Here is a 24,169-nt window from a genome sequence, read left to right as displayed (position 1 = left end):
GTCACGGCACCTCGTCGCCCCGCGCGACGGGGTGCCGGTCGCCCGCGCTCAGCCGGTTGGTTCGTAGTGGACGGTCGGCTGTGTGGCGCGAACCAGGGCGCGCAGCGTCGCCAGATCGCCCGGCAGGGCACCCAGTGTGCGGGCCTGCACCAGGACGTTGCCCAGCGCCGTCGCCCCGACCGGGAGGCCGCAGGCGTCCGCGGTCAGCTGGCACAGCAACGCGTTCCGCGCGCCGCCGCCGACGATGTGGACGACGTCCACGTCGTGGCCGGACAGCGCCGCCGCCACGGCGACCGCGCGGTGGTGCGCGGCCGACAGACTGTCCATGATGGACTGAACCGTCTCCGCGCGGCTCGCGGGCACCGGCTGGTCCGTGGCGCGGCACGCCTCGGCGATGCGGGCCGGCATCTCGCCGGGTGGCAGGAAGACCGGGTCGTCCGGGTCGATCACCGAGCACCTGGTGAGGGTGGCGGCCTCGGCAAGCAGCGCCGAGCGGTCCGCGCCGGGCCAGGCACGCAAGCACTCCTCGAGCAGCCACAGACCCATCACGTCGCGCTGGTACCGAACCGTGCCGTCCACGCCGAGCTCGTTCGTGAAGTTCGCACGCCGGCTCTGGCCCATCAGCACCGGCGCGGCCAGCTCCACGCCGGCCAGCGACCACGTGCCGCACGAGATGTAGGCGAACCGCTTCCCCTCGGCGGGCACGCCGACCACGGCCGACGCCGTGTCGTGCGACCCGACCGCGATCACCGGCGTGCCACCGAGTTCGGCCGCGGACCCGATGAACGTGCCCGGATCGCGGATCGGCGGCAGCAGCCCGTCGCCGAAGCCGCCGCGAGAGCGGGTGCCCACGTCCGGGCGCGGACGTCCAGCAGCTGCGTGGTGGACGCGATCGTCAGCACCGCGCCCGTGCATCGCGGTGTCGATCGACGGGGCCGCGCCGCCCTTGCCGTGCAGGCAGTAGTCGAACGCGGCGACCATCTCGTCCTCGTGCTCGACCCCGGGGTAGACGTCGGCGAGCGCGCGCAGCCGGTCCAGCCGCAGCACGGCGAGCCCGCCCTCGGTCAGCGTGCCGAGATCGCCGCCGGATCCCTTGACCTACAACAACTCCACACCGCCACCGGGGACCGGATCGGCGCCGGCGGCCTTGGCCGACGTGTTGCCGCCCGCGTAGTTGGTGTTGCGGGGGTCCGCGCCGAGGCGGTTGCTCCGGGCCACCAGTGCCTCGACCTCGCCGGCGAGGGCCTCAGCGCACGACGCGGGTCGACGCGCGCACCACCAGCTCCGGGCGGAAGCGGATCTGCTGGTGCTCGTGGTCCGCGTCGCCCGCGGCCTCCTCGAACAGCAGCTTCGCGGCCGTGCGGCCGAGCTGCTCGCGCGGCTGGCGCACCGACGTCAGTGGCACCGCGGCCGCCTCGGCGAACACGATGTCGTCGTAGCCGACGACGGCCAGGTCCTCCGGCACCGACCGGCCCAGGCGGGTCATCGCCTGCAACAGGCCGAGCGCGAGCAGGTCGTTGGCGCAGAAGGCGGCCGTCGGCCGGGACGAGGCGGGCAGGCCGGCCAGCCGCTCCCCCGCCCGGCGGCCCTCGGCGACCTGCAGGGCCTCGGTCTGGAGCAGCGTCAGCGCGGACTCCGGGTAGCCGGCCGCCGTGAGCGCGCGCAGCGCGCCGCGGTGGCGGTCGCGTACCTGCGGCACCGACATCGGCCCGCCGACGAACGCGATCCGCTCGTGGCCCGACTCCAGCAGGTGCGTCAGCGCCAGCTCGCCGCCGAGCTCGTCGTCGACCGCGACCGAGCACCACGACGGGTCGGGCGCCTGGCAGTCGACCAGCACCACCGGCGTGCCGCGGTCGGGCATCTCCACGAGCCGCTCCCCGGACGGGTCGATCGGGGTGATCAGCACACCCTGCACCCGCTGCTCGCGCAGCCGCTCCAGGTACTCCTGCTCGCGGGCGGCGTCCTGGTTGCTGTTGCAGAGGTAGACCGCGATGCCCTCGGCGCGCGCGGCGTCCTCGACCCCGCGGGCGACGTCGTTGAAGAACGGGTTGGCCGCGTCCATCACGACGTAGGCGACGGTCCGGCTCCGGCCGGCCCGCAGCTGCCGCGCGGTCTCGTTGCGCACGAACCCGAGCTCGACGATGGCCGCCCGCACGCGAGTGCGCGTCGCCTCGCTGACCAGGTGCGGACGGTTCAGCACGTTGGACACCGTGCCGACGGACACCCCTGCCCGCGCGGCAACGTCCTTCATGCCCGGCGACCCGCTGGTCATCGCCCCTCCCGCACCTGCTCTGGCGAAAGGCTAGATCAGCTGGGATTCGCCCGGCGTCACGCCCCCGCGGCGGCCGCGCTGTCCTTCGCGCGGGACAGCAGCAGGGCTCGCTCCCGCTCGTTGCGGGTGAGCTCGGCGGCGCGGCTGAACTCGGCGTGCGCCTCGGCGTGCCGATCCAGCTTGGCGAGCAGGTCACCCCGCACGGACGGCAGCAGGTGGTAGTTCTTCAGCGACGGCTCCTGGTTGAGCTCGTCCACGATCTCCAGCCCGATGTCGGGACCGAACGCCATGCCCATCGCGACCGCGCGGTTCAGCTCGATCACCGGCGACGGCACCAGCTGCACCAGCCGGGCGTAGCGGGCCGCGATCCGGGCCCAGTCCGTGTCCTCGGGCGTTGCGGCCCGCGCGTGACACGCCGCGATCGCCGCCTGCAGCTCGTACGGACCGGCCTCGCCGGGCAGCGCCTCGGCTCGCGCGAGCGCGGCCAGCCCGCGACGGATCAGCAGCCGGTCCCAGCGCGTGCGGTCCTGGTCGAACAGCAGCACGGGCTCGCCGGACGGGCCGAGCCGGGCGCGGGAGCGCGAGGCCTGGATCTCCATCAACGACACCAGCCCGTGGACCTCGCGCTCGGCCGGCACGAGCTCGGCGAGGATCCGGCCCAGCCGCATCGCGTCCTCGCACAGGGCGGGCCGCATCCAGTCGTCGCCGCCGGTCGCCGAGTAGCCCTCGTTGAAGATCAGGTAGACGACCTCGAGCACGGACGCGAGCCGTTCCCCCAGCTCGCTCGCGTTCGGCACCTCGAAGGGGATCTTCTTCTGCGCCAGCGTCTTCTTGGCCCGCACGATGCGTTGCGCGATCGTCGGTTCCGGCACCAGGAACGCGCGCGCGATCTCCTCGGTGGTCAGCCCGCCGAGCAGGCGCAGGGTGAGCGCCACGCGCGACTCGGTCGACAGCACCGGGTGGCAGGAGATGAACACCAGCCGCAGCATGTCGTCGCTGATGTTGCTGTCGATCGCGTCGAAGTCCGGTTCGGCGGACGGGCCCTCCTGCGTCTCGAGGTCCCGGCCCAGCTCGGTGACCTTGCGCTCGAGCGTCTCCCGCCGGCGGAACTGGTCGATGGCGCGGCGCTTGGCGATGGCCATGAGCCAGGCGCCCGGGTTGTCCGGGACGCCCGACTCCGGCCACTGCTCCAGCGCCGCGACGAGCGCGTCCTGCGCGAGCTCCTCGGCCAGCCCGACGTCGTGCACCATGCGGGCCAGCCCGGCGATCAACCGCGCGGACTCCATCCGCCAGACCGCGTCGACCGTCCGGTGCACCTCCAACGTCGCCACGGCGCCATCAGAGCAGGTCACCCGTTACGAGGGCAAGCCAGAACGCCGTGCTCAACCGCGCTTGTCGGCGATCGACCGCGCCATCCGCTCGAACCGGTCCCGGATCTCGTCGGTCATCTGCTCGCCGAAGTCGGTGCCCTCGAAGACCGGTCGGATCTCGATCTCCGCCTCGACGTCCGGGTCGGCCGGAACCCGCTTGACCCACTCGATGGCCTCCTCGAGGGACTTCACGTCCAGCACCCAGTAGCCCGCGACGAGCTCCTTGGCCTCCGCGAACGGCCCGTCGATCACGGTCGGCTCGCCGTTCGAGAACGACACGAGCGCGCCGTCGGACGACGGCGCCAGGCCGTTGGCGTCGAGCAGGACCCCGGCCCGAACGAGCTCCTCGTTGTACCGGGTCATCGCGTCCAGCAGCTCGGTCGGCGGCGGCGCACCGGCCTCGGTGTCCGAGTCGCCCTTCACCATCACCATGAATCGCATGGCGCTCTCCTCCCTCAGGCCTTGTCCCTGGCGGCGCGGATCCGCTGTTCGGTCTCGACGGCCTCCGGGCTCGCGGTCTCGAACTCCTCGATCTCGGTGACGCGCCGGATCTCGATCTGCGCGTTGCCGTGGCCGTCCACCTTCGGCCAGCGCTTCACCAGCTCCACGACCTCCGCGAGCGAGCCGGCCTCGATGACCGAATAGCCTGCGATCAGCTCCTTGGCCTCGGTGAACGGACCGTCGATCACGGCCGGCCGGCCACCGCTGAACCGCACCTTCACGCCTTTCGAGCTGGGCTGCAGGCCCACCCCGTCCAGCATCACGCCGGCCCGCACCAGTTCCTCGTTGTACTTCGACATGGCGTCGAGGAGCTCCTCGCTCGGCAGCACCCCTGCCTCGGTCTCCTCGTCCGCCCTGCGGATGACCATGAATCGCAACGTCCTACCCCTTCCGTGCAGGCGTCAACCTAGCCGCTGACCACGCGTCGAACGAGGATCCACGAAATCGACAAGCCGGACCGGTCAGGATTTCGCGCCGCCGGCCGCCCGGCGCGCCCGTCCGGCGACCGCGCGGAGGTGGTCGACGAGCTCCGGCGGCTCGTGCACCTCGACCTCGCAGCCGAGCGTCAGCAGCCGGAACGCCAGCCACTCGAGCGTGTCCTCGGGGCTCTGCCAGCGGCAGCGCCCGCCGCCGAGCGGTGTGCTCACCCCGCCGAGGTGTACCGGCGCGGCGGGCAGGTCGAGGGTGGCCACCGCGGCGTAGGTAGGCGCGCCGGAGTACATCTTCGCCGTGACGAACGCGACCGGATCCTGCTCGGGCAGCTCGCGTGGCGTTGCCCGGGCGCCGGTGGCGAACGGCTCGCTGACGCGGTCCACGCGGTAGCTCCGCCAGTCGGCGCGCTGGGTGTCGAACGCCAGCAGGTACCAGCGCCGGCCGGCGCAGACGAGCCGGTGCGGCTCGGCCAGCCGGCGGCCTTCGACGCCGTCGCCGGTGCGGTAGGTGAAGCGGACCCGCTCGCGGTTCGCGATCGCGGCCGCGAGCAGGGTGAGGTGCGCCGGGTCCACGGTCGCCTGGCCGGCCGGCAGCGCGACGGTGGCCGCGCCGAGCGCACCGACCCGGTAGCGCAGCCGCGACGGCAGCAGCCGCTCGAGCTTGGTCAGCGCGCGGACCGCCGCCTCCTCGATGCCGGCGACCGCCTGCCCGGCCGCGGCTCGCAGCCCGACCGCGATCGCCACCGCCTCCTCGTCGTCGAGCAGCAGCGGCGGCATCGCGGTGCCCGCGGTGAGCCGGTAGCCGCCCTCGGCGCCCTTCGTCGCGTGCACCGGATAGCCGAGCTCGCGCAGCCGCTCCACATCGCGGCGCACCGTGCGCGGGCTGACCTCGAGGCGGCGCGCCAGCTCGCTGCCGGGCCACTCGCGCGGGGTCTGCAGCAGCGACAGCAGCGCGAGCAGCCGGCCGGACGGATCGCTCATGCCCGTCAGATTGCCACCCATCTAGGACAGAATCCGGCCTATATGCCCGTTAGCGTGGCCGCTGGGCAACCTGTGGTGGATCCGGCGGCGGGCGGCCGGGCTGACCCGAGGAGGTCGACGAGCGCATGTGCGAGCCGAGATACGTCGTGGCGATGGCGTACGTGAGGGGCGCGAAGCGGTTCGCGCCATGACGGGCCTGAGCTGGTCGCAGGTGTGCGCGCGGCGGCTGGCACGGCACGGGCTCGCCGCGCCGCTGGCCGGCACGCCGGTGGACGTGGTCACCGCGACCGCCGGCACGCACGCACAGGTCCTCTCCGCCGCGGAGCTGGGCATCGCGCTGCGGCTGGACGGCGCGACGCGGGCGGACGTGCGGCACGCGTTGTGGACCGAGCGGAGCCTGGTCAAGACGTTCGGCCCGCGCGGCACCGTGCACCTGCTGCCCACCCGCGACCTGCCGATGTGGGTCGGCGCGCTGTCGGCCGTGCCCTGGTCCAACCCGATGCCGGCCTCGCTGCGGCTCACGGCGGAGCAGACCGAGGCGGTGCTCGCGGCCGTCGAGCACGCCGTCGCCGACGCGGAGCTGACCGTCGACGAGCTGACGGACGCGGTCGTCGCCTCGTGCGGGGCGTGGGCCGGCGATCCCGTCATGGAGGCGTTCCAGGGCAAGTGGCCGCGCTGGCGCCAGGTCATGCACCTCGCCGGGATCCGGGGCACGCTCTGCTTCGGCCCCGCCCGCGGGCGCAACGTCACCTACACCAGCCCGCGCCGCTGGCTGCCCGGCTTCGCGCCGGCCGCGGACGCGACGCCCGAGTTGCTCGAGCACTACCTGTACGCGTACGGCCCGTCGACACCCGCGCGGTTCGCGAACTGGATCGGCGCGACGGACGCCTGGGCGCGGTCGGCGTTCGCGGCGGCCGCCCTCGAGGAGGTCGAGGTGGGCGGCGAGGTTGCGTGGGTGAGCAAGGGCGACACCGGCATGCCCGGCGAGCCACCGCGCGGCGTGCGGCTGCTGCCGTACTTCGACCCGTACGCGTACGCGGTCGGCAACGACAAGGCGCGGCTCTACCCCGGCGTGGCGGCCACCCGGGCGGCCGGGAACGTCCAGGTGCTGCTGGTCGACGGGGTCGTCGGCGGGAAGTGGCACCAGAAACGGTCGGGCCGGCGGATCCGCGTGACCGTCGAGCCGTTCGCTCGGCTGAGCAAGAGCCGCCGCGCTGAGCTGGCCGAGCAGGTCGACCGGGTCGGCACGGTCCTCGAGGGAAAGGCGGAGCTGACCATCGGTGAGGTGACGGTCGGCGGACACGCCTAGGGCACCTGTGGACAACTCCCGGGAACCGTCGGGGTTCGCCCATAGAATCGCCCGCGTGACTCTCCCCGCCGGCACCGACCCGCAGACCCAGCGCACCGTCGAGACGCTCCGCCGCGTGTTCGGCTACGACGCCTTCCGCGGCAACCAGCAGGAGGTCATCGACCACGTCGTCGGGGGCGGCGACGCGCTCGTGCTGATGCCGACCGGTGGCGGGAAGTCGCTCTGCTACCAGATTCCCGCGCTCGTCCGCGACGGTGTCGCCGTGGTCGTCTCGCCGCTCATCGCGCTGATGCAGGACCAGGTCGACGCGCTCACCGCGCTCGGCGTCCGGGCCGGTTTCCTCAACTCCACACAGGACTTCGAGCAGCGCCGGCAGACCGAGGCCGCGTTCCTCTCCGGCGAGCTGGACCTGCTGTACCTCGCCCCGGAGCGGTTGACCGTCGAGTCCACGCTGCGGCTGCTCGACCGCGGCACGGTCGCGCTGTTCGCCATCGACGAGGCGCACTGCGTCGCCCAGTGGGGCCACGACTTCCGCCCGGACTACCTGCAGCTTTCGGCGTTGCACGAACGCTGGCCGGACGTGCCGCGGATAGCGCTGACCGCCACCGCCACCGAGGCCACCCGCAAGGAGATCGCGACCCGGCTGGACCTGACCGAGGCGCGGCACTTCGTCGCGAGCTTCGACCGGCCGAACATCCAGTACCGCATCGTCGCGAAGAACAAGCCGGAGCAGCAGCTGCTCGAGCTCCTGTCCACCGAGCACAAGGGCGACGCGGGCATCGTCTACTGCCTGTCGCGTGCCTCGACCGAGCGCACGGCCGCGTTCCTGACGCAGAACGGGATCGAGGCGCTGCCCTACCACGCGGGCCTGGATGCCCGGACCCGCGCGGCGAACCAGGCGCGGTTCCTGCGCGAGGACGGTCTGGTGGTCGTCGCGACGATCGCGTTCGGCATGGGCATCGACAAGCCGGACGTGCGGTTCGTCGCGCACCTGGACCTGCCGAAGTCGGTCGAGGGCTACTACCAGGAGACCGGCCGCGCCGGCCGGGACGGGTTGGCGTCGACGGCGTGGCTGGCGTACGGACTGCAGGACGTCGTGCAGCAGCGCAAGATGATCGCCACCTCGGAGGGCGACGACGCGCACCGGCGGCGGCTGGGGACCCACCTCGACGCGATGCTCGCGCTGTGCGAGACGGTCGAGTGCCGGCGGGTGCAGCTGCTCAACTACTTCGGCGAGCGCGCGGAGCCGTGCGGCAACTGCGACACGTGCCTGTCGCCGCCGGAGTCGTGGGACGGCACCGTCCCGGCGCAGAAGGTGCTCTCGGCGGTGTACCGGCTCGACCGCGAGCGGCGGCAGAAGTTCGGTGTCGGGCACGTCGTCGACATCCTGCTCGGCCGCACGACCGCGAAGGTCACGCAGTTCGGCCACGACTCGCTGACCGTGTTCGGCGTCGGGACCGAGCTGTCGGAGCCCGAGTGGCGCGGCGTCGTGCGCCAGCTCCTGGCGCAGGGCCTGCTCACCGTGGAGGGCGACCACGGCACGCTGGTGCTGACCGAGGCGAGCGGCGAGGTCCTCGGTCGCCGTCGCGAGGTCCGCCTGCGGCACGAACCGAAACGCGCGGCTCGCTCCGCGTCGCGCGGCAAGCCGGCCGCGACGCAGGCCGAGCTGCCGGCCGAGGCGCGCCCGGTCTTCGAACGCCTTCGCGCCTGGCGCGCCGCCACCGCGAAGGAGCAGGGCGTCCCGGCATACGTGATCTTCCACGACGCCACGCTGCGCCAGATCGCCACCGAGTCCCCGACCACGCTCGCCCAACTGGGCGCGGTGAACGGCGTGGGCGAGAACAAGCTCGCGAAGTACGGCCAGCAGATCCTCGACACCCTGGCCGCGTAAGCCCCGGTCCGCGTACGAGCGGCCGTCCGCGAGGACGTCGATCGCCTTGCCCGTGCGGCTCAGAAAGCGGCGGCCGGCGCGGCGCACACGCGGGTTTCACCTCGGCGATGCCACTGTCGGAGCCGGTCGGGGACCGGGTGCAAAAGGGGACCGTGGTGGCGTACATCCTCGGCGTCGTTCTGTTCGCTCTCGGCATCGGCGTCTCGCTCGCGTTGCACGAGGCCGGGCACCTGCTCGCCGGCAAGGCGTTCGGCATGAAGGTGCGCCGCTACTTCGTCGGCTACGGGCCCACCTTGTTCTCCTTCCGCCGCGGGGAGACCGAGTACGGGCTGAAGGCCCTGCCGTTCGGCGGCTTCTGCGACATCGCCGGCATGACGACCCTCGACGAGCTCACGCCCGACGAGGAGCGCCGCGCGATGTGGAAGCAGAAGGCGTGGAAGCGGACCGCGGTCATGCTCGCCGGCCCGATCACCCACTTCGCCCTGGCGTTCCTCGTCCTGTACCTGCTCGCCGCGACGCTCGGGCTGCCGAACCTGACGCAGAAGCCGGTCGTGTCGCAGGTGTCGGCGTGCGTGACCGACGCGCGCACCGACGCCCAGCTCGCCAATCCCACGTGCCCGCCCGGCTCGGGCGGCCCCGCGCAGGAAGCCGGCATCCGACCCGGCGACGAGATCGTCGGGGTCGGCGGCATGGCCACCCCGACGTGGCCGGCGATGGTCGCCGCCGTCCGGAAGGCGCAGGGACCCACGGTCTTCGACGTCCGCCGAGGCGAGGAGACACTGCATCTGACCGTCGACGTGCCGCGGCTCGAACGGCCGGGCGCCGAGGCCGCGGTCGGCGTCGCCGGCATCTCGGCCGCGACGTCGTTCACCTACGGTCCGGTCGACGCCTTCGGTGCGACCGCGAGCTTCTCGGCCGAGATGATCGGTCAGACCGCGGTGAAGCTCACCGAGTTCCCGCAACGCATCCCGGCCGTGGTGAGCTCGATCTTCGGCGCCGAGCGCGACCCGAACACGCCGGTGAGCGTGGTCGGTGCGAGCCGGATCGGCGGCGAGGCCGTCCAGGCCGGGCTGTGGCAGCTGTTCTTCCTCCTGCTGGCCGGCCTCAACTTCTTCATGGGTGTGTTCAACCTGCTGCCGCTGCTGCCGATGGACGGCGGCCACATCGCGATCATCGCCTACGAGCGCGTCCGCAACTGGCTGCGTGAGCGCCGGGGCAAGGCCGCGGCCGCGCCGGTCGACTTCACCCGTCTGTCCACCGTGACGATGGTGCTGGTGCTCATCGGCGGCGCGGTCATGCTGCTGACGATCACCGCCGACATCGTGAACCCGATCAGGTTGACCCAGTAACCGGACTCGGTAACCAGGCGCGCTCAGCCTGCGGCGGGTGTCTCGTCGTCGTACACGCGCGTGACGATCTTGCCGTCGCGGGTCAGGTAGCCGTTCACGAGGCCCTCGCTGCTGTGCGGGGTCGACAGCGCGCCATCCGGGTCGAGGGCGATCGCACCGCCCAGCGCGCCGAGGCCCGGGATCTTCTCGAGGATCACCGTGCCCGCGGCGTGGTCCACCGGCGCACCCGTGTACGCCATCAGCGCGGCGATGTCGTACGCGGCAACACCGCGCAGGAAGACCTCGCCGGTGCCCGTACACGACACCGCGACCGTGCGGTTGTCCGCGTACGTGCCGGCGCCGATCACCGGGGAGTCGCCGATCCGGCCGGCCAGCATGTTGGTCATGCCACCGGTCGAGGTCGCCGCCGCCATGTCGCCCGACCGGTCCACCGCCACCGCGCCGACGGTGCCACCGCCGCGCGACCGCGGCGCCTCCGGCTTCTTCGCCGCCAGCAACGCGTCCCACCGGCGCTGGGTGAAGAAGTAGTCCTGAGTGGAGTACGGCACGCCGTGGCGCAACGCGAACGCCTCCGCGCCGTCCCCGGCCAGCAGCACGTGATCCGACCTCTCCATCACCAGCCGCGCGAGCGAGATGGGATTGCGCACGTGCCGGACCCCGGCCACGGCACCCGCCGACAGGTCCCGGCCGTTCATGATCGAGGCGTCCAGCTCGTGTCCGGCATCGGCGTTGAAGGCCGCGCCGCGGCCGGCGTTGAAGTTCGGATGATCCTCGAGCTCCCGCACGGCCGCCTCGACCACGTCCAGGCTCGATCCGCCGCCGTCGAGCACCCGCTGCCCCGCGCGCAGCGCCGCGGTCAGCCCCTCGTGGTAGGCCAGCTCGCGCTCGTCGGAGATACTGCCGCGCGGTACCGATCCGGCACCACCGTGCACCGCGAGGACGACGTCGCGGATCGCCGATCCGCCAGGCTTAGAGTGGGCGGCCGGCATGAGATCAACCTACTCGTCCGACAGGTCCGCTTTACCTTCGGCGGCTTTGCGGGTATGTCTTGGCCATGTTGCTGCGCCAGCTGGAGTACCTGAGCGCGCTGGCGCGCGAGGGCCACTTCGGGCGCGCTGCCGAGTCCTGTCACGTCTCCCAGCCGGCGCTCTCCGCCGCCATCCGCAAGCTCGAGGCCGAGCTGGACGTCCAGATCGTCCAGCGTGGGCAGCGGTTCGAGGGCTTCACGCCCGAGGGCAAGCAGGTACTGCTGTGGGCCCACCGGATCCTCGCCGAGCAGGACGCGATGCGCCACGAGCTCGCGAGCATGCGCGGCGGGCTGTCCGGCGTGCTGCGCATCGGTGCCATCCCGACCGCGCTGACCGTCGCCTCGCTGCTCACCACGCCGCTCGCCGAGGCACACCCACAGGTCCGCGTGTCTATCGAGTCGCTGTCCTCACGGGAGATCGTGCACCGGCTGGCCGAGTTCGACCTCGACATCGGCATGACCTACATCGACGGTGAGCCGCTCGGCACGGTCCGCGTCGTCCCGCTCTACCGCGAGCGGTACATGCTCCTCACGCCGGCGGACGGCCGGTTCGCCGACCACCAGACCGTCGGCTGGGAGGAGCTCGCCGACACGCCGCTGTGCATGCTGTCCTCCGAGATGCAGAACCGGCGGATCCTCGACCGGAACTTCGCCGAGGCAGGGGTGACGGTGACGCCGTCGGTGGAGGCCGACACGGTGTCCGCGATCTACGCGCACGTCGGCACCAAGCGATGGTCGAGCGTGATCGCGCACGCGTGGCTGCACGTCTTCGGCGTACCCGAAGGGTTGCGGGTCGTGCCGCTCAAACGGCCGCGCCGGGCGCACCAGGTCGGCCTCGTCCTCGCCGACCGCGACCCCGAGCCGATGCTCGCCCGGGCCCTGCTGGACACCACGCATCAGGTGGACCTCCAGTCCGAGCTCGACGCGCTGCTTCAGCGGTATCTCACCTGAGTTTTCGCGATTCCCGACAAAAATCTCCAAACCGCAACAGGCGAGCGTGAGTGATAAACTTCACTTATGAGGTCATTACTCAGATTGTTTTGACCCTCAACCATCGTGGTCAGTAGCGTCTGCTTACTCACATTCTGGCGCTACGAGGTCCATTCAGGACACTCCGGACGGCACATGGAGGTGCGTCTTGGCGCTGTCGTTCCTTGATCGCGAACACACGGTGGCCGGTCCCGGCTACAGCCGCTGGCTGATTCCGCCCGCCGCACTCGCGATTCACCTCTGCATCGGTCAAGCGTATGCCACCAGCGTCTACAAGACGGCACTGGTGCAACACTTCGACGCCAGCCTCACCGCCATCGGGATCATCTTCTCGATCGCGATCGTCATGCTCGGGGTCTCCGCGGCCGTGATGGGCACGTGGGTGGAGCGGGTCGGCCCCCGCGCCGCCATGTTCACCGCGACCTGCTTCTGGTGCGCCGGCTTCCTGATCGCCTCGCTCGGCGTGACCACCAACCAGCTCTGGCTGGTGTACCTGGGCTACGGGTTCGTCGGCGGCATCGGCCTCGGCATCGGCTACATCTCCCCCGTGTCCACGCTGATCAAGTGGTTCCCGGACCGCCCGGGACTCGCCACCGGAATGGCGATCATGGGCTTCGGCGGCGGCGCGCTCATCGCCTCGCCGCTGTCCCGCCAGCTGATGGCGCTCTACGACTCGGACTACGACCCGTCGAACTCGTCCTCGGTCGCGTCCGGGAGCGCGGTCGCGGCGATGTTCCTGACGCTCGCCGTCATCTACTTCATCGTCATGATGTTCGGTGTCTTCACCGTGAAGGTGCCGCCACCGGGCTGGGCGCCGGCCGGTTTCGACCCGGCGAAGCTCAGGGCGAAGCCGCTCGTCACGACGGCGAACGTGTCGGCCGCGAACGCGATCAAGACGCCACAGTTCTGGCTACTGTGGACGGTCCTGTTCTGCAACGTCACCGCCGGCATCGGCATCCTCGAGCAGGCCGCGCCGATGATCCAGGACTTCTTCCGCGAGGGCACCACGTCCAGCGTCGCGGGCACGGCCGCGACGGCGTTCGTCGGTCTGCTGTCACTGTTCAACATGGCCGGTCGCTTCGGCTGGTCGTCCACTTCGGACTTCCTGGGCCGCAAGCCGACCTACGTCATGTACCTCGGCGTCGGCATGATCCTCTACGTGCTGCTGGCCACCGTCGGGCACTCGGCCACCGCGGTCTTCGTGCTGCTCGCCGGCATCATCATCTCCTTCTACGGCGGCGGCTTCTCGACCGTGCCTGCCTACCTGCGTGACCTGTTCGGCACCTACCAGGTCGGCGCGATCCACGGCCGGCTGCTGACCGCGTGGTCGGCCGCCGGCATCGCCGGGCCCCTGATCATCAACGGCTTCCTCGACGCGCGGGGCAAGCCGGGCGAGCTGGTCGCCGCCGACTACCGGCCCGCGCTGTTCACGATGGTCGGTGTGCTGGCGATCGGCTTCATCGCGAACCTGCTGATCCGCCCGGTAGCCGACCGGTTCCACGAGGCTGCCGAGCGCACCGACGCGTTCGCCGAGGCGGCCGCGACGGAAGACACCAGCGCGAGCGGAACGAGGTAGGCCATGACCGAACCCACCGCCACGAGCGGCACGCAGACCGTCCGGCTGTGGATCTCCTGGCTCGTCGTCGGGATCCCGCTCGCGTACGGCCTCTACAACACGATCAAGTCGGTCATCCCCCTGTTCGGGGGCTGACCGCCCGGCCCACCAGCGACTCGACGCCGGCGCGCAGACCGTCGGCGTCGAGCTCGTCGCCGGTCACGAGCGCCTCCAGCAGCGCGCCGTCCACGAGCGCGGCGAGCGCGAACCCGCGTTCCGGCCCGCCCGAGAACCGCGCGCAGATGCCGCGCAGCCCGTCGATCCACAGCTGCGCGGCCGGCCGCAGCTGCGGCGTGCGGGTCGCGGCGAGGCACAGCTCGTACTCGAGCAGCGCCTGGTCGCGGTCGGCGAGGTAGCGGCGGGCCAGGTCGACGAACGTGCCACCGAGGTCCTCGCTCGCGGTCAGCTCGTCGGCCCACGCCTCGAGGTGTGCGCGGGCGGTCTCGGTGGCCTCCCGCAGCGCGGCCGAGACGAGGTCGTCGAGCGTCGGGAAGTAGTACGTCGTGGATCCGAGTGGGACACCCGCGCGCGCGGCGATCCGCCGGTGCGTCACGTTCCCGACGCCGACCTCCGCGATCTCCTCGACCGCCGCGCGCACGATCGCGCGGCGCCGGCCCTCGGGGTCCCGCCGCGCATTCAATGCGCACCACCCAGGTTGAGCGTCACCACGCCGCCGATCACGAGCAGGATGCCGGCGATCTTGGCGAAGTTGACCGACTCGTTCAGGAACAGCACGCCGACCGCCGCGATCGCCGCCGTGCCGAGCCCCGCCCACACCGCGTACGCCACCCCGACCGGCACGGTTCGCACCACGATGGCGAGCAGCACGAACGCCGCCGCATAGCCCACGAGCGAGCCGGCGGTCGGCCAGAGCTTCGTGAAACCGTCGCTGAGCTTGAGCAGGCTGGTGGCCACCACCTCGACGGCGATCGCCAGCAGCAGGAACACGTAGGGCACGGCCGTCTCCTCGTTCATGTACATCTGTACATGAACAAATGTACACGCCACCTGGCCCTAGGCAACGAAGTGTCGACGCGGTAGAACTGAACGCTCCCCCACCCACCCTGAGGAGATATCCGCGTGCCCGAAGCCGCCGCCCCGACCGCGCCCAGCGGAGATCGCATCGACCGGGTCCGGCTCTCCCTGGTCTTCCTGCCGCTCGCCGCGCCGGTCAGCGACACCAAGGCCCACCCGGGCCGGTCGCAGCCGCTGACCGAGGTCGCGTTCCTGTTCGCCGAGATCGGCACCGTCGACGGCTGCCGTGGGCTCGGCTTCAGCTATGCCAAGCGCGCCGGCGGGCCTGCGCTCTACGCACATGCCAAGGAGCTGGCGCCGCAACTGCTCGGCCAGGACCCCAACGACACCGGCCGGATCTGGGAGGACCTCGCCTGGGCAGGCGCGTCGGTCGGTCGCGGCGGGCTCGCCGCGCAGGCGATCGCAGCTGTCGACATCGCGTTGTGGGACCTGAAGGCGCGCCGGGCCGGGCTGCCGCTCGCGAAGCTGCTGGGTGCGTACCGGGACGCGGTGCACTGCTACGCCGGGGTGCCGTCCACGCCCTTACCGGAGGTGGTCGAGACCGCCCAGCGCGCGCTGTCCGCCGGTGCGGGGGGCATCAAGCTGCGGCTGTCGCAGCCGGATCTCGCGGCCGACCTCGAGCGGCTGCGCGTGCTGCGCGAGCGGCTCGGCGACGGGGTGCCGCTGATGGTCGACGCGAGCCAGCAGTGGGACCGGCCGACCGCGCACCGGATGTGCCGCGCGCTCGAGCGGTTCAACCTGGTCTGGATCGAGGAGCCGCTGGACGCGCACGACGCGGTGGGGCACGCCGCGCTGGCCGCGGCACTCGACACGCCGATCGCCACCGGCGAGATGCTGACCAGCGTGACCGAGCACGCGCAGCTGATCGAGGCCGGCGCGAGCGACGTCGTGCAGCCGGACGCGCCGCGGGTCGGGGGCATCACGCCGTTCCTGCGCATCGCCGCACTGGCCGACCACAAAGGACTGGGCCTGGCCCCGCACTTCGCGACGGAGGTCCACCTCCACCTGGCAGCCGCGTACCCGCGCAGCACCTGGATCGAGCACGTCGACTGGCTGGAGCCGCTGTTCAACGAGCGGGTCGAGGTCCGATCCGGCCGCGTGCTCGTGCCGGACCGCCCCGGCCTCGGGCTGACCGTGAGCCAGAAGGCGGTCGCGTGGACCACCGATCACATCGAGTTCACCGAGACCGCCTGAGCCGAGACCGCCTGAGCCGCCACTCGTCGGCCAGGATCGCGTAGACCAGCTCGTCGCGCCACGTCCCCTTGGCCCACCGGCTGCCGATGAAGTGTGCCTCGCGGCGCATGCCGAGCCGCTCCATCAGCCGGGCGGACGCGGCGTTTTGTGCGGAGCACATCCCGTAGACGCGGCGCAGTCCCAGGTCTTCGAAACCGAGCCGCAGCAGCTCGTTCGATGCCTCGCTGGCAAGGCCTTTGCCCTGGTGGTCGGGGTGGAACACGTAGCCGATCTCGCCGCAGCGGTGCACGGCGCTGCGCACGACGAGCGACACCTCGCCGATCACGGTGTCGCGCTCGGGCAGGACGACCGCGAACGTGACGACGCCGCCGTCCGGACCGATCTCGGTCTCGGCCATCATGCGCCGGACCCCCACAGCCGCGCCGTCGCGGTCGCGAGCCTCGACGAGCATGTGCCGCACGACCTCGGGGAGGCGCCGGTACGCCCACACGTCGTCGGCGTCGCGGAGCTCGAACGGGCGGAGCAGCAACCGGTCGGTCCGCAGCAGCACACCCCGGACTCTAGTTGGCCGCCTCGTTCAGCGCGGGCAGCAGCCGGTCCCGGGCGAACTCGAAGAAGCCGTCCTGGTGGTCGCCGCCGATCTGGACGAGCGCGAGGTGCGTGAAACCGGCCTCCCAGAAGGGTTTCGCGGCCGCCACGATCGGGCCGACATCCGGCCCGCACGGGATGTTCTGCGCGACGTCGTCCTCGCTGACGAAGCTGGTCGCCGCGGCGAACGCCGGCGGGCCGGGCAGCTCGGCGTTGACCTTCCAGCCGCCCGCGAACCACCGGAACTGCTCGTGCGCGCGGCGCACGGCGGCGCTCCGGTCGGGATCCCAGCACACCGGCAGCTGCGCGATCTTCGGCGACTCCGCGTGCCGGATGGAGTCCCACTGCTGCACCAGTTCCGGTTTGGGCTCGACGGCGATCATCGCGTCGGACATCGGCGCGAAGAGCCCCACCGACTGCTCGCCGGACACCGCCGTCGCGATCGGCACCCGCACGTCCGGCAGGTCCCACAGCTTCGCCGAGTCGACGCGGTAGTGGTCGCCCGCGTAGTTGACGTAGCCACCGTCGAACAGCCCGCCGATGATCTGCAAGGCCTCGGCGAGCATCTCGTGCCGGACGTTCGCCGGCGGCCAGCCCCGGCCGACGACGTGCTCGTTGAGGTTCTCCCCCGCGCCGAGGCCGAGCGTGAACCTGTTGTGCGACAGCAACTGCACGGTCGCCGCCTGCTGGGCGACGACGGCCGGGTGGTAGCGCATGATCGGGCAGGTCACGTAGGTCATCAGCCCGACCCGCTCGGTCGCCTGCGTGACCGCCCCGAGGACGCTCCACGCGTTGGGCGAGTGCCCCTGCTCCTCCAGCCAGGGCGAGTAGTGATCGCTCATCACCTCGAACGCGAACCCCGCCCGTTCCGCCTCGGCGGCGAAGCGCACCAGCTCCCGGGGTCCCGCCTGCTCGGTCATCAGCGTGTAGCCGAACTCGACCATCGGGCCTGCCCTCCCGTCTTCTCGTGTTCGTTGTCCTGCCCACGCGCGCGGTCCGCGTCGGCGAGGCTGACGCCCTCGGCCGGCACGAGTCCGAAGTGGACCACCTGGCGCCTGGTCAGCAGGTCGGCGATCCAGTCGAACGCGACCCGAAGGCGGTTGGCCGGCATGGCCGCCAGGTGATACCCGCGGGTGACGACCTTGGCGGGCCATCCGCGCAGCGGCACGTGCAGCGGGTCGGCGACCGCCTGGGTGCCCGCGAGGTCGACCACGAAGCCGAGGTCCTTGTGCTTGTACCGCTTGCGTTCGCCGGCCCCGAGCGACGCCGCGACGTTGATGCCGGCGACCCGGCCCTGCCGCTGCGCGTGCTGCGCGGTCATCGGCGTGATCTCCCCCGGCCGGGTCAGGTCGGGCACCGCGGCGACGTCGCCCGCGGCGAACACGTCCGGGTGACTGGGCACGGTCAGGAACTCGTCGGTGTTCAGCCGGCCCTGCGTGGTGGGCAGCTCGAGCGGCTCGACGAGCGGGTCCGGCCGCACGCCGACGCACCAGACGACCGTGCGCGTGGGGATCTCGGTGCCGTCGGTGAGCCGGACGCAGGTGTCGGTGACCTCGCTGACGCTCTGGCCGAGCCGGACCTCGACGCCCCGCTTCTCGAGGACTCTCTTGGCCGGCCCGGACAGGCGCGGGCTGAGGTTGGGCAGCACGCGGTCGGCCATGTCGAGGAGGACCCAGCGCGCATCGCGCTTGGCCTGGCGGGTGAGCTCCTTGCCCTGGGCGGCGAGCTCGGTCCCCGTGTAGCCGGCGCCGACGACGACGAACGTGGTGCGTTCGGTGCGCTCGCGGAGGTTGCTTGCGAGCTCGGCGAGGTCGATCTGGCGCAGGACGTGGTCGCGGAGGTAGATGCTCTCGGCGATGGTTTTGAACCCCTTCGCGTGCTCGGCGACGCCGGGGATCGACAGCAGCCGGGTGACGCTGCCGGACGCGATGACGAGGCGGTCCCACTCGATGTCCCGGCGTCGGCCCTCGACGTCCACGGCCGTCACGCACTTGCGGGTCAGGTCGATGCCGGTGACGTGGCCGAGCACGGTCCGGGTGCCCCGGAGCTCCGTGCGCAGCGGCACCGCCACCCGGCGCGGCTCGAGCGTGCCGCCGGCGACCTCGGGCAGCAGCGGCACGTAGAGCATGTAGTCGGCGGGGTTGACCGCGACGAGCTCGGCGTCGGGGAGGCGTCGTTGCAGCGTGCGCAGGCAGTGGAAGCCGGCGAAGCCGGTCCCCACGACGACGATCCTGGGTCGCCGCCGGCCCGTGTCGGTGATGGTCATTGCCCTCACGTACCCGACCGCGGCGCTCCGAATCGTCCGGCATCTCACACGTTCGGGGACAATCGCTCGCGTGTTCGATTTGGCGAGGTATGGTGGAGGCATGTCCGGTGCTGTGCAGGGTTCCCTCCTCGACGATCTCGAGGACGTCGGGCTGCGCTCGCTCTCCGCGACGACGCGGACCGAGCTCGGTGACGGCGCGTGGCTCGACGTCCGCCGGGGCTGGCTGACCGGCTCCGGCAGGCTGTTCGAGCGGTTGTCCCGGGACGTCCCGTGGCGCGAGGAGCGCCGCCAGATGTACGACCGGGTCGTGGACGTGCCACGGTTGCTGTGCTTCTACGACGAGGAGGACCCACTCCCCGACTTGGTGCTGCCCGCCGCCCGCGACGCCCTGACGACGTACTACGCGGAGGAGCTCGGCGAGCCCTTCCGCACCGCCGGCCTGTGCTACTACCGCGACGGCCGCGACTCGGTGGCCTGGCACGGCGACCGCATCGGCCGGGGCAGCACGGAGGACACCATGGTCGCGATCGTCTCGGTGGGCGCGCCGCGGCCGTTGTTACTCCGGCCCCGCGGGGGTGGCGAGGTCCTGCGCTATCCGTTGGGGCTGGGGGACTTGATCGTGATGGGCGGGTCCTGCCAGCGGACCTGGGAGCACGCGGTGCCGAAGACGGCCAAGGCGGTCGGGCCGCGGATCAGCATCCAGTTCCGGCCTCGCGGGGTTCGTTGAGTTCGGTCCTGTCGGGGTGTTTCCGGGCCGGTCCAGGGGCCGGGGTGGTCCGGGCCGGATAGCTTGGCTTGGTGGCCGGTTCGTTTGCGGGGTTGCGGTCCCGTGCAGGGAACGCAGGGCGGGGCGCCCGCCCGGTCTCAGCCGCCGGGGTGCACCGTGCCTTCGTCGACACCGCGCCTTGCCGTCGGGCCGAGAGAGGCCGTCGAGCTGATCGCCCGCCTGCGCGAGTCGGCGCACCACTACGGGCGCAGGCGGAATCACATCAGTCAGGAGCGGACCAGCCTTGCGATCGCGTCGCTCGCCTCGCGGACCTTTTCGTCCGCGTCCTTGCCGCCATCGGCCAGCGCAGCCGCCACGCAGTGCCGCAGGTGTTCGTCCATCAGGCCGAGGGAGACCGCCTGCAGCGCCTTCGTCGCCGCGGAGATCTGGGTGAGCACGTCGATGCAGTACTCGTCGTTCTCCACCATCCGCTGCAGTCCGCGGATCTGACCCTCGATGCGGCGCAGACGCTTCAGGTAGCTGTCCTTGTCGCTGGTGTAGCCCCGCATGCCGAGTAACCTTTCCGCCGTTGCCGTGCCCGACCACTCAGTATACCCGAGGGGGGTAAGACGTCATGGCCGTTCCGGGCAACAAGACCCCCGCCGCACCGCCGCCGGGGCAAGCGGGCACCGAGCTGTTCGCCACCGACGCGTACCGGCGCGAGTTCGACAGCGCTGTCGAGGCGGTCGACCGCGAGCAGGGACGCGTCGCGCTGGCGCGGACCGCGTTCTACCCGGGTGGCGGCGGCCAGCCGCACGACCTCGGGACGCTGCGCTGGGGCGCCGGCACCGCCGCGGTCACCAAGGTCAAGCGCGACGGTGGCCGGATCTGGCACTGGCTCGACACGCCCGAGCCACCCGACACCGGCACCGACGTGTTCGGCGAGCTCGACTGGGACCGCCGGCACCTGCTCATGCGCACCCACACCGCGCTGCACATCCTCTGCGGGGTCATCTGGACCGAGTTCCGGATCCCCGTCACCGGCGGCAACATGGACCCCGGCAAGGGCCGGCTGGACTTCCCGCTGGAGAGCATGTCCGCCGAGCTCGGCCAGCGTGTCGAGGCGCGGATCAACGACGAGATCGCCGCCGCCCGCGAGATCGTGGTGACCTTCCTCGGCCGCGACGTCGCCGACTCCGACCCGGCGCTGATCCGCACGTCGGCGAACCTGATACCGGCCGAGATCGACCCGCTGCGCGTCATCGACATCGTCGGGCTCGACAAGCAGGCCGACGGCGGCACGCACGTGCTCAGCACGGCCGAGGTCGGCTCGGTGGCCGTGACCGGCACGGAGTCCAAGGGCAAGGGCAACAAGCGCATCCGGCTGGAGGTGCGCCCTCCCACCGCGAGGTAGCGTGGTCGGGTGTTCACCACCCGCCCCGAGCTCTCCGGAACTTTCGGCATGGTGGCCTCGACGCACTGGCTCGCGTCGGCCGCCGGGATGGCGGTGCTCGAGCACGGCGGCAACGCGTTCGACGCCGCCGCGGCCGCCGGGTTCACCCTGCACGTTACCGAGCCGCACATGAACGGCCCGGGTGGCGAGGTGCCCGCCATCTTCGCCACCGCCGCCGACCCCGAGCCGCAAGTCCTGTGTGGACAAGGCGTGGCGCCGGCCGCGGCGACCGTCGAGCGGTTCCGCGACCAGGGCCTGGATCTCGTGCCCGGCACCGGTTTGCTGGCCGCGACCGTGCCCGGCGCGGTCGGCGCCTGGCTCACGCTGCTGCGCGACCACGGCACCATGCCGCTGCGCGACGTCCTGCGGTACGCCATCGGATACGCCGAGCACGGCCACCCGGTCGCCGAGGCCGTCGTGTTGACCATCCAGACGGTCGAGAACCTGTTCCGCACGTACTGGCCCACCTCGGCGAGCCAATGGCTGCCGGTGACGAGGCCGGGCGAGCTGGTCCGTCTCCCGGCGCTCGCCGCGACCTACCGGCGCCTCGTCGCCGAGGCCGAGGCGGCTGGCGCGGACCGGGAGGCGCAGCTCGACGCCGCGATCCGCGCCTGGTACGAGGGCTTCGTCGCCGAGGAGCTCGACGCGTTCTGCCGCAGCGAGGTCCTCGACGACTCCGGCGTGCCGCACCGTGGCCTGCTCACCGGCGCCGACCTGGCCGCCTGGCGACCGACCTACGAGCGGCCGGTGAGCATGGCGGCGCTCGGCTGGACCGTGTACAAGGCCGGGCCGTGGAGCCAGGGGCCGGTCCTGCTGCAGCAGCTGGCACTGCTCCAGGAGCTGGGCGAGCTGCCGCCACCGGGCAGCGCCGAGCTGATCCACCGGATGACCGAGGTCGCGAAGCTGGCCTTCGCCGACCGCGACGCCTGCTACGGCGACACCGACGTGCCGCTCGACCACCTGCTGTCCGCCTCGTACGCGGCCGAGCGGGCGGCGCTCGTGACCCGCGAGGCCGGTCCGGTGCTGCGCCCGGGCACGGGCCGGCTGCCGAGGTTCGTCACCGAGGGCGGCGAGGTCGCGGTGAGCGGCCTCGGCATCGGGGAGCCGACGCTGTCCCCGATGGGCACCACGCGCGGCGACACCTGCCACATCGACGTCGCCGACCGGTGGGGCAACATCGTCTCGGCGACGCCGTCCGGTGGCTGGCTGCAGAGCTCGCCGGTGGTGGGGTCGCTGGGGTTCTGCCTGGGTACGCGCGCGCAGATGTTCTGGCTCGAGGAGGGCCTGCCGAACTCGCTCGCGCCCGGCAAGCGGCCGCGCACGACGCTGTCCCCCTCGCTCGCGACCCGCGACGGCCGGGTCCTCTCGTTCGGCACGCCCGGTGGCGACCAGCAGGACCAGTGGCAGCTGGGCTTCCTGCTCAACCACGCCGGCCACGGCATGAACCTGCAGGAGGCGATCGACGCCCCCGCCTGGCACACGACGGCGTTCGCCTCGTCGTTCTACCCGCGCGCCACGGGCGCGGAGCTCGTCGTGGAGTCCAGAGTAGACGGATACGTGCGGGAGGAGCTCGCGCGGCGCGGCCACGAGGTGACGGTCGTGGAGCCCTGGTCGCTCGGGCGGCTGTCCGCGGTGTCGCGGGACCTGGCGACCGGCCAGCTACGGGCGGCCGCCAACGCACGCGGCATGCAGGGCTACGCCGTCGGCCGTTAACGGGTCGTGAGCACCCCGTCGACCCGGCGGGGAACGCCGAGCGGGTTGCCGTCCCGCAGCGGTTCCGGCAGCAGGCTCTGCGGCATGTTCTGGTACGTCACCGGCTGGAGGAACCGGCGCAGCGACGTCGTGCCGACCGACGTGTGCAACGCCGACGTCGTCGCGGGGAACGGCCCGCCGTGGTGCATCGCGTACGTGACCGCGATCCCCGTCGGCCAGCCGTTCCACAGCACGCGGCCCGCGCGCGTGGACAGCTCGGCCACCAGCTCGGCGGCGAGCGGGTCGTCGCCCTCGCCCTGGACCGTGGCGCTCAGCTCGCCGGTGAACGACCGGGCACACGCGAGCGCCTCGTCGTCGGACGCGTAGCGGACCACGATGGACGTCGGGCCGAAGCACTCCGCGGCCAGCTCTTCGTGGTGGGCAAGCAGGTCCGCCGCCGAGACGCCGAGCAGTGTCGGTGCCGAACCGTCCACACCGGACGCTCCGGCGTGCAGCACGGTCACCGCCGGGTGGGCGGTCAGCGCCGCCAGCCGCCGCTCGTAGCCGCCCGCGATGCGGTCGTTCAGCAGACGGGTGGCGGGCCGCGACGCGAGCTCGGACACGAGGTGGGACTCGAACGTCTCCGCCGCACCGGCCGGCACGAACAGCAGGCCCGGCTTCGTGCAGAACTGGCCCGTGCCCAGCGTGAACGAGCCGAGGTACCCGTCGGCGATCTCCGTGGCCCGGCTCGCGGCCGCGGGCGGGGTGACGAAGGCCGGGTTCACGCTGCCCATCTCCGCGTAGAACGGGATCGGGTCCGGCCGCGAGCTCGCGATGTCGAACAGGGCGCGCCCGCCCGCAGGCGAGCCGGTGAACGTGCCGGCCCTGATCCGCGGGTCGACGAGTGCCGCGCGCCCGATCTCCTCGCCGTACACGACCGCGAGCGACCCGGCGGGCAGGCCGGCGGCGGTGAGCGCGTCGGCGACGAGCGAGCCGGTCAGCGCGGACACCGCGGGATGGCCGGGGTTCGCCTTCACGACCACGGGGCAACCGGCCGCGAGCGCGGCCGCGGTGTCGCCGCCGGCCACGCTGAACGCGAACGGGAAGTTGCTGGCCGCGAAGTTGAGCACGGGCCCGACCGGGCGCAGCATCCGCCGCACGTCGGGGCGCCCGCCGGCCGGCCAGTCCGGGTCGGGCGAGTCGAGCGTGACCTCGAGGTAGCTGCCCTCCTCGACGACCTCGGCCAGCAGCCGCAGCTGGAACGTGGTGCGGCCGAGCTCGCCGGCCAGCCGCGGGCGGACCGGCAGGCTGGTCTCCTGGTGCGCGAGGGGCACCAGGTCGCCGGCCGCGGCGTCCATCGCGTCGGCCGCGCGGCGCAGCGCCGCGGCGCGCGCGGCGCCGGGCAGCGAGCGCAGCTCGGCGGCGGCCGCGTCGGCGGCGCCCAGCACGTCGGCCAGCTCCTGCTCGGTGGAGGTCCCGTCCTGGAGGGTCGTCATGTC

Annotated in this window: 24 protein-coding genes and 1 pseudogene; 10 read left to right on the top strand and 15 right to left on the bottom strand. The window is 72.3% G+C overall.

The features are described from left to right. Positions 1-48 precede the first annotated feature (48 nt). From VH969_RS24875 to VH969_RS24845, 7 genes and pseudogenes are all read right to left on the bottom strand, one after another. On the bottom strand, positions 49-621 hold the full coding sequence (locus VH969_RS24875; RefSeq protein WP_331978393.1) for an FGGY-family carbohydrate kinase: 573 nt from the start codon (positions 619-621) through the stop codon (positions 49-51). Between the two features lie 258 nt (positions 622-879). Further along, positions 880-1,221 (bottom strand): annotated as a pseudogene (locus VH969_RS24870) (bifunctional rhamnulose-1-phosphate aldolase/short-chain dehydrogenase); the annotation flags it as partial. A 25-nt stretch (positions 1,222-1,246) separates the two neighbouring features. Then, entirely contained in the window at positions 1,247-2,272 is a 1,026-nt protein-coding gene (locus VH969_RS24865; protein ID WP_331978330.1) for a LacI family DNA-binding transcriptional regulator, read from the bottom strand. A gap of 56 nt (positions 2,273-2,328) precedes the next feature. After that, positions 2,329-3,558 (bottom strand): RNA polymerase sigma factor, encoded by a 1,230-nt coding sequence (locus VH969_RS24860; protein ID WP_331978391.1) that lies wholly within the window; start codon positions 3,556-3,558, stop codon positions 2,329-2,331. 96 nt (positions 3,559-3,654) lie between these two features. Then, on the bottom strand, positions 3,655-4,083 hold the full coding sequence (locus VH969_RS24855; RefSeq protein ID WP_331978328.1) for a YciI family protein: 429 nt from the start codon (positions 4,081-4,083) through the stop codon (positions 3,655-3,657). A 14-nt stretch (positions 4,084-4,097) separates the two neighbouring features. Further along, entirely contained in the window at positions 4,098-4,511 is a 414-nt protein-coding gene (locus VH969_RS24850; RefSeq protein ID WP_331978326.1) for a YciI family protein, read from the bottom strand. A gap of 93 nt (positions 4,512-4,604) precedes the next feature. Beyond that, positions 4,605-5,555 (bottom strand): helix-turn-helix transcriptional regulator, encoded by a 951-nt coding sequence (locus VH969_RS24845; protein WP_331978324.1) that lies wholly within the window; start codon positions 5,553-5,555, stop codon positions 4,605-4,607. A 187-nt stretch (positions 5,556-5,742) separates the two neighbouring features. Between VH969_RS24845 and VH969_RS24840 the strand changes: the two genes are divergently transcribed. The 3 genes from VH969_RS24840 (at position 5,743) to VH969_RS24830 (ending at position 10,104) form a co-directional block, all read left to right on the top strand. Then, complete coding sequence (locus tag VH969_RS24840; RefSeq protein ID WP_331978322.1) at positions 5,743-6,864, top strand: winged helix DNA-binding domain-containing protein; 1,122 nt, start codon at positions 5,743-5,745, stop codon at positions 6,862-6,864. Positions 6,865-6,919: 55 nt separating this feature from the next. Beyond that, positions 6,920-8,755 (top strand): DNA helicase RecQ, encoded by a 1,836-nt coding sequence (gene recQ / locus VH969_RS24835; RefSeq protein WP_331978320.1) that lies wholly within the window; start codon positions 6,920-6,922, stop codon positions 8,753-8,755. Between the two features lie 152 nt (positions 8,756-8,907). Continuing rightward, positions 8,908-10,104 carry a M50 family metallopeptidase gene (locus VH969_RS24830; protein ID WP_331978389.1) on the top strand — a complete coding sequence of 399 codons (1,197 nt, stop codon included), beginning with the start codon at positions 8,908-8,910 and terminating at the stop codon, positions 10,102-10,104. A 23-nt stretch (positions 10,105-10,127) separates the two neighbouring features. On the opposite strand, the gene VH969_RS24825 is transcribed toward VH969_RS24830, so the two are convergent. Next, positions 10,128-11,093: an isoaspartyl peptidase/L-asparaginase family protein gene (locus VH969_RS24825; protein ID WP_331978318.1), complete on the bottom strand. Its 966-nt coding sequence runs from the start codon at positions 11,091-11,093 to the stop codon at positions 10,128-10,130. 65 nt (positions 11,094-11,158) lie between these two features. On the opposite strand from VH969_RS24825, the gene VH969_RS24820 reads away from it, so the two are divergent. The 3 genes from VH969_RS24820 (at position 11,159) to VH969_RS24810 (ending at position 13,832) form a co-directional block, all read left to right on the top strand. Next, entirely contained in the window at positions 11,159-12,082 is a 924-nt protein-coding gene (locus VH969_RS24820; protein ID WP_331978316.1) for a LysR family transcriptional regulator, read from the top strand. 187 nt (positions 12,083-12,269) lie between these two features. Then, positions 12,270-13,697 (top strand): OFA family MFS transporter, encoded by a 1,428-nt coding sequence (locus VH969_RS24815; RefSeq protein ID WP_331978314.1) that lies wholly within the window; start codon positions 12,270-12,272, stop codon positions 13,695-13,697. Between the two features lie 3 nt (positions 13,698-13,700). Continuing rightward, positions 13,701-13,832: an MFS transporter small subunit gene (locus VH969_RS24810; RefSeq protein WP_331978312.1), complete on the top strand. Its 132-nt coding sequence runs from the start codon at positions 13,701-13,703 to the stop codon at positions 13,830-13,832. On the opposite strand, the gene VH969_RS24805 is transcribed toward VH969_RS24810, so the two are convergent. Together VH969_RS24805 and VH969_RS24800 are read right to left on the bottom strand one after the other, a co-directional pair. After that, positions 13,810-14,376, bottom strand: a complete 567-nt coding sequence (locus VH969_RS24805) for a TetR/AcrR family transcriptional regulator (RefSeq protein WP_331978310.1) — start codon at positions 14,374-14,376, stop codon at positions 13,810-13,812. The two genes, VH969_RS24810 and VH969_RS24805, sit on opposite strands and share 23 nt — an antisense overlap. Next, positions 14,373-14,717 carry a DMT family transporter gene (locus VH969_RS24800; protein WP_331978308.1) on the bottom strand — a complete coding sequence of 115 codons (345 nt, stop codon included), beginning with the start codon at positions 14,715-14,717 and terminating at the stop codon, positions 14,373-14,375. Before VH969_RS24800 ends, VH969_RS24805 begins: the two co-directional genes overlap by 4 nt. A 99-nt stretch (positions 14,718-14,816) precedes the next feature. On the opposite strand from VH969_RS24800, the gene VH969_RS24795 reads away from it, so the two are divergent. After that, positions 14,817-15,965: an L-talarate/galactarate dehydratase gene (locus VH969_RS24795; RefSeq protein ID WP_331978306.1), complete on the top strand. Its 1,149-nt coding sequence runs from the start codon at positions 14,817-14,819 to the stop codon at positions 15,963-15,965. On the opposite strand, the gene VH969_RS24790 is transcribed toward VH969_RS24795, so the two are convergent. Genes VH969_RS24790 through VH969_RS24780 form a run of 3 tightly spaced genes read right to left on the bottom strand, consistent with a single transcriptional unit; the run spans position 15,949 to position 18,819 of the window. Next, a complete protein-coding gene (locus VH969_RS24790; RefSeq protein WP_331978304.1) occupies positions 15,949-16,515 on the bottom strand; it encodes a GNAT family N-acetyltransferase in 567 nt (188 codons plus the stop codon). The genes VH969_RS24795 and VH969_RS24790 overlap by 17 nt on opposite strands. A 10-nt stretch (positions 16,516-16,525) precedes the next feature. After that, positions 16,526-17,497 (bottom strand): LLM class F420-dependent oxidoreductase, encoded by a 972-nt coding sequence (locus VH969_RS24785; RefSeq protein WP_331978302.1) that lies wholly within the window; start codon positions 17,495-17,497, stop codon positions 16,526-16,528. Beyond that, positions 17,473-18,819, bottom strand: coding sequence for an NAD(P)/FAD-dependent oxidoreductase (locus VH969_RS24780; RefSeq protein WP_331978300.1), 1,347 nt, complete (start codon positions 18,817-18,819; stop codon positions 17,473-17,475). Before VH969_RS24780 ends, VH969_RS24785 begins: the two co-directional genes overlap by 25 nt. A 100-nt stretch (positions 18,820-18,919) precedes the next feature. Here VH969_RS24780 and VH969_RS24775 point away from each other — a divergent pair, with 100 nt between their 5' ends. Further along, positions 18,920-19,546 carry an alpha-ketoglutarate-dependent dioxygenase AlkB gene (locus VH969_RS24775; protein ID WP_331978298.1) on the top strand — a complete coding sequence of 209 codons (627 nt, stop codon included), beginning with the start codon at positions 18,920-18,922 and terminating at the stop codon, positions 19,544-19,546. 266 nt (positions 19,547-19,812) lie between these two features. Here the strand turns inward: VH969_RS24775 and VH969_RS24770 are convergent, their stop codons facing one another. Next, positions 19,813-20,094 carry a metal-sensitive transcriptional regulator gene (locus VH969_RS24770; RefSeq protein WP_331978296.1) on the bottom strand — a complete coding sequence of 94 codons (282 nt, stop codon included), beginning with the start codon at positions 20,092-20,094 and terminating at the stop codon, positions 19,813-19,815. Between the two features lie 65 nt (positions 20,095-20,159). Here VH969_RS24770 and VH969_RS24765 point away from each other — a divergent pair, with 65 nt between their 5' ends. Beyond that, complete coding sequence (locus VH969_RS24765) at positions 20,160-20,939, top strand: alanyl-tRNA editing protein (protein ID WP_331978294.1); 780 nt, start codon at positions 20,160-20,162, stop codon at positions 20,937-20,939. A 9-nt stretch (positions 20,940-20,948) separates the two neighbouring features. Further along, the gene (locus tag VH969_RS24760; RefSeq protein WP_331978292.1) at positions 20,949-22,691 is read left to right on the top strand and encodes a gamma-glutamyltransferase family protein; all 1,743 of its coding nucleotides are present in this window, start codon (positions 20,949-20,951) and stop codon (positions 22,689-22,691) included. Here the strand turns inward: VH969_RS24760 and VH969_RS24755 are convergent. Then, entirely contained in the window at positions 22,688-24,166 is a 1,479-nt protein-coding gene (locus VH969_RS24755; protein WP_331978290.1) for an aldehyde dehydrogenase (NADP(+)), read from the bottom strand. The genes VH969_RS24760 and VH969_RS24755 overlap by 4 nt on opposite strands. Between the last annotated feature and the right edge of the window lie 3 nt (positions 24,167-24,169).

It is taken from the genome of Actinophytocola sp. (assembly GCF_036555685.1).
GTDB lineage: Bacteria > Actinomycetota > Actinomycetes > Mycobacteriales > Pseudonocardiaceae > Actinophytocola.
The sequence above is the reverse complement of the archived record's forward strand: the minus strand, read 5'-3'. Positions and strand labels throughout refer to the sequence as shown.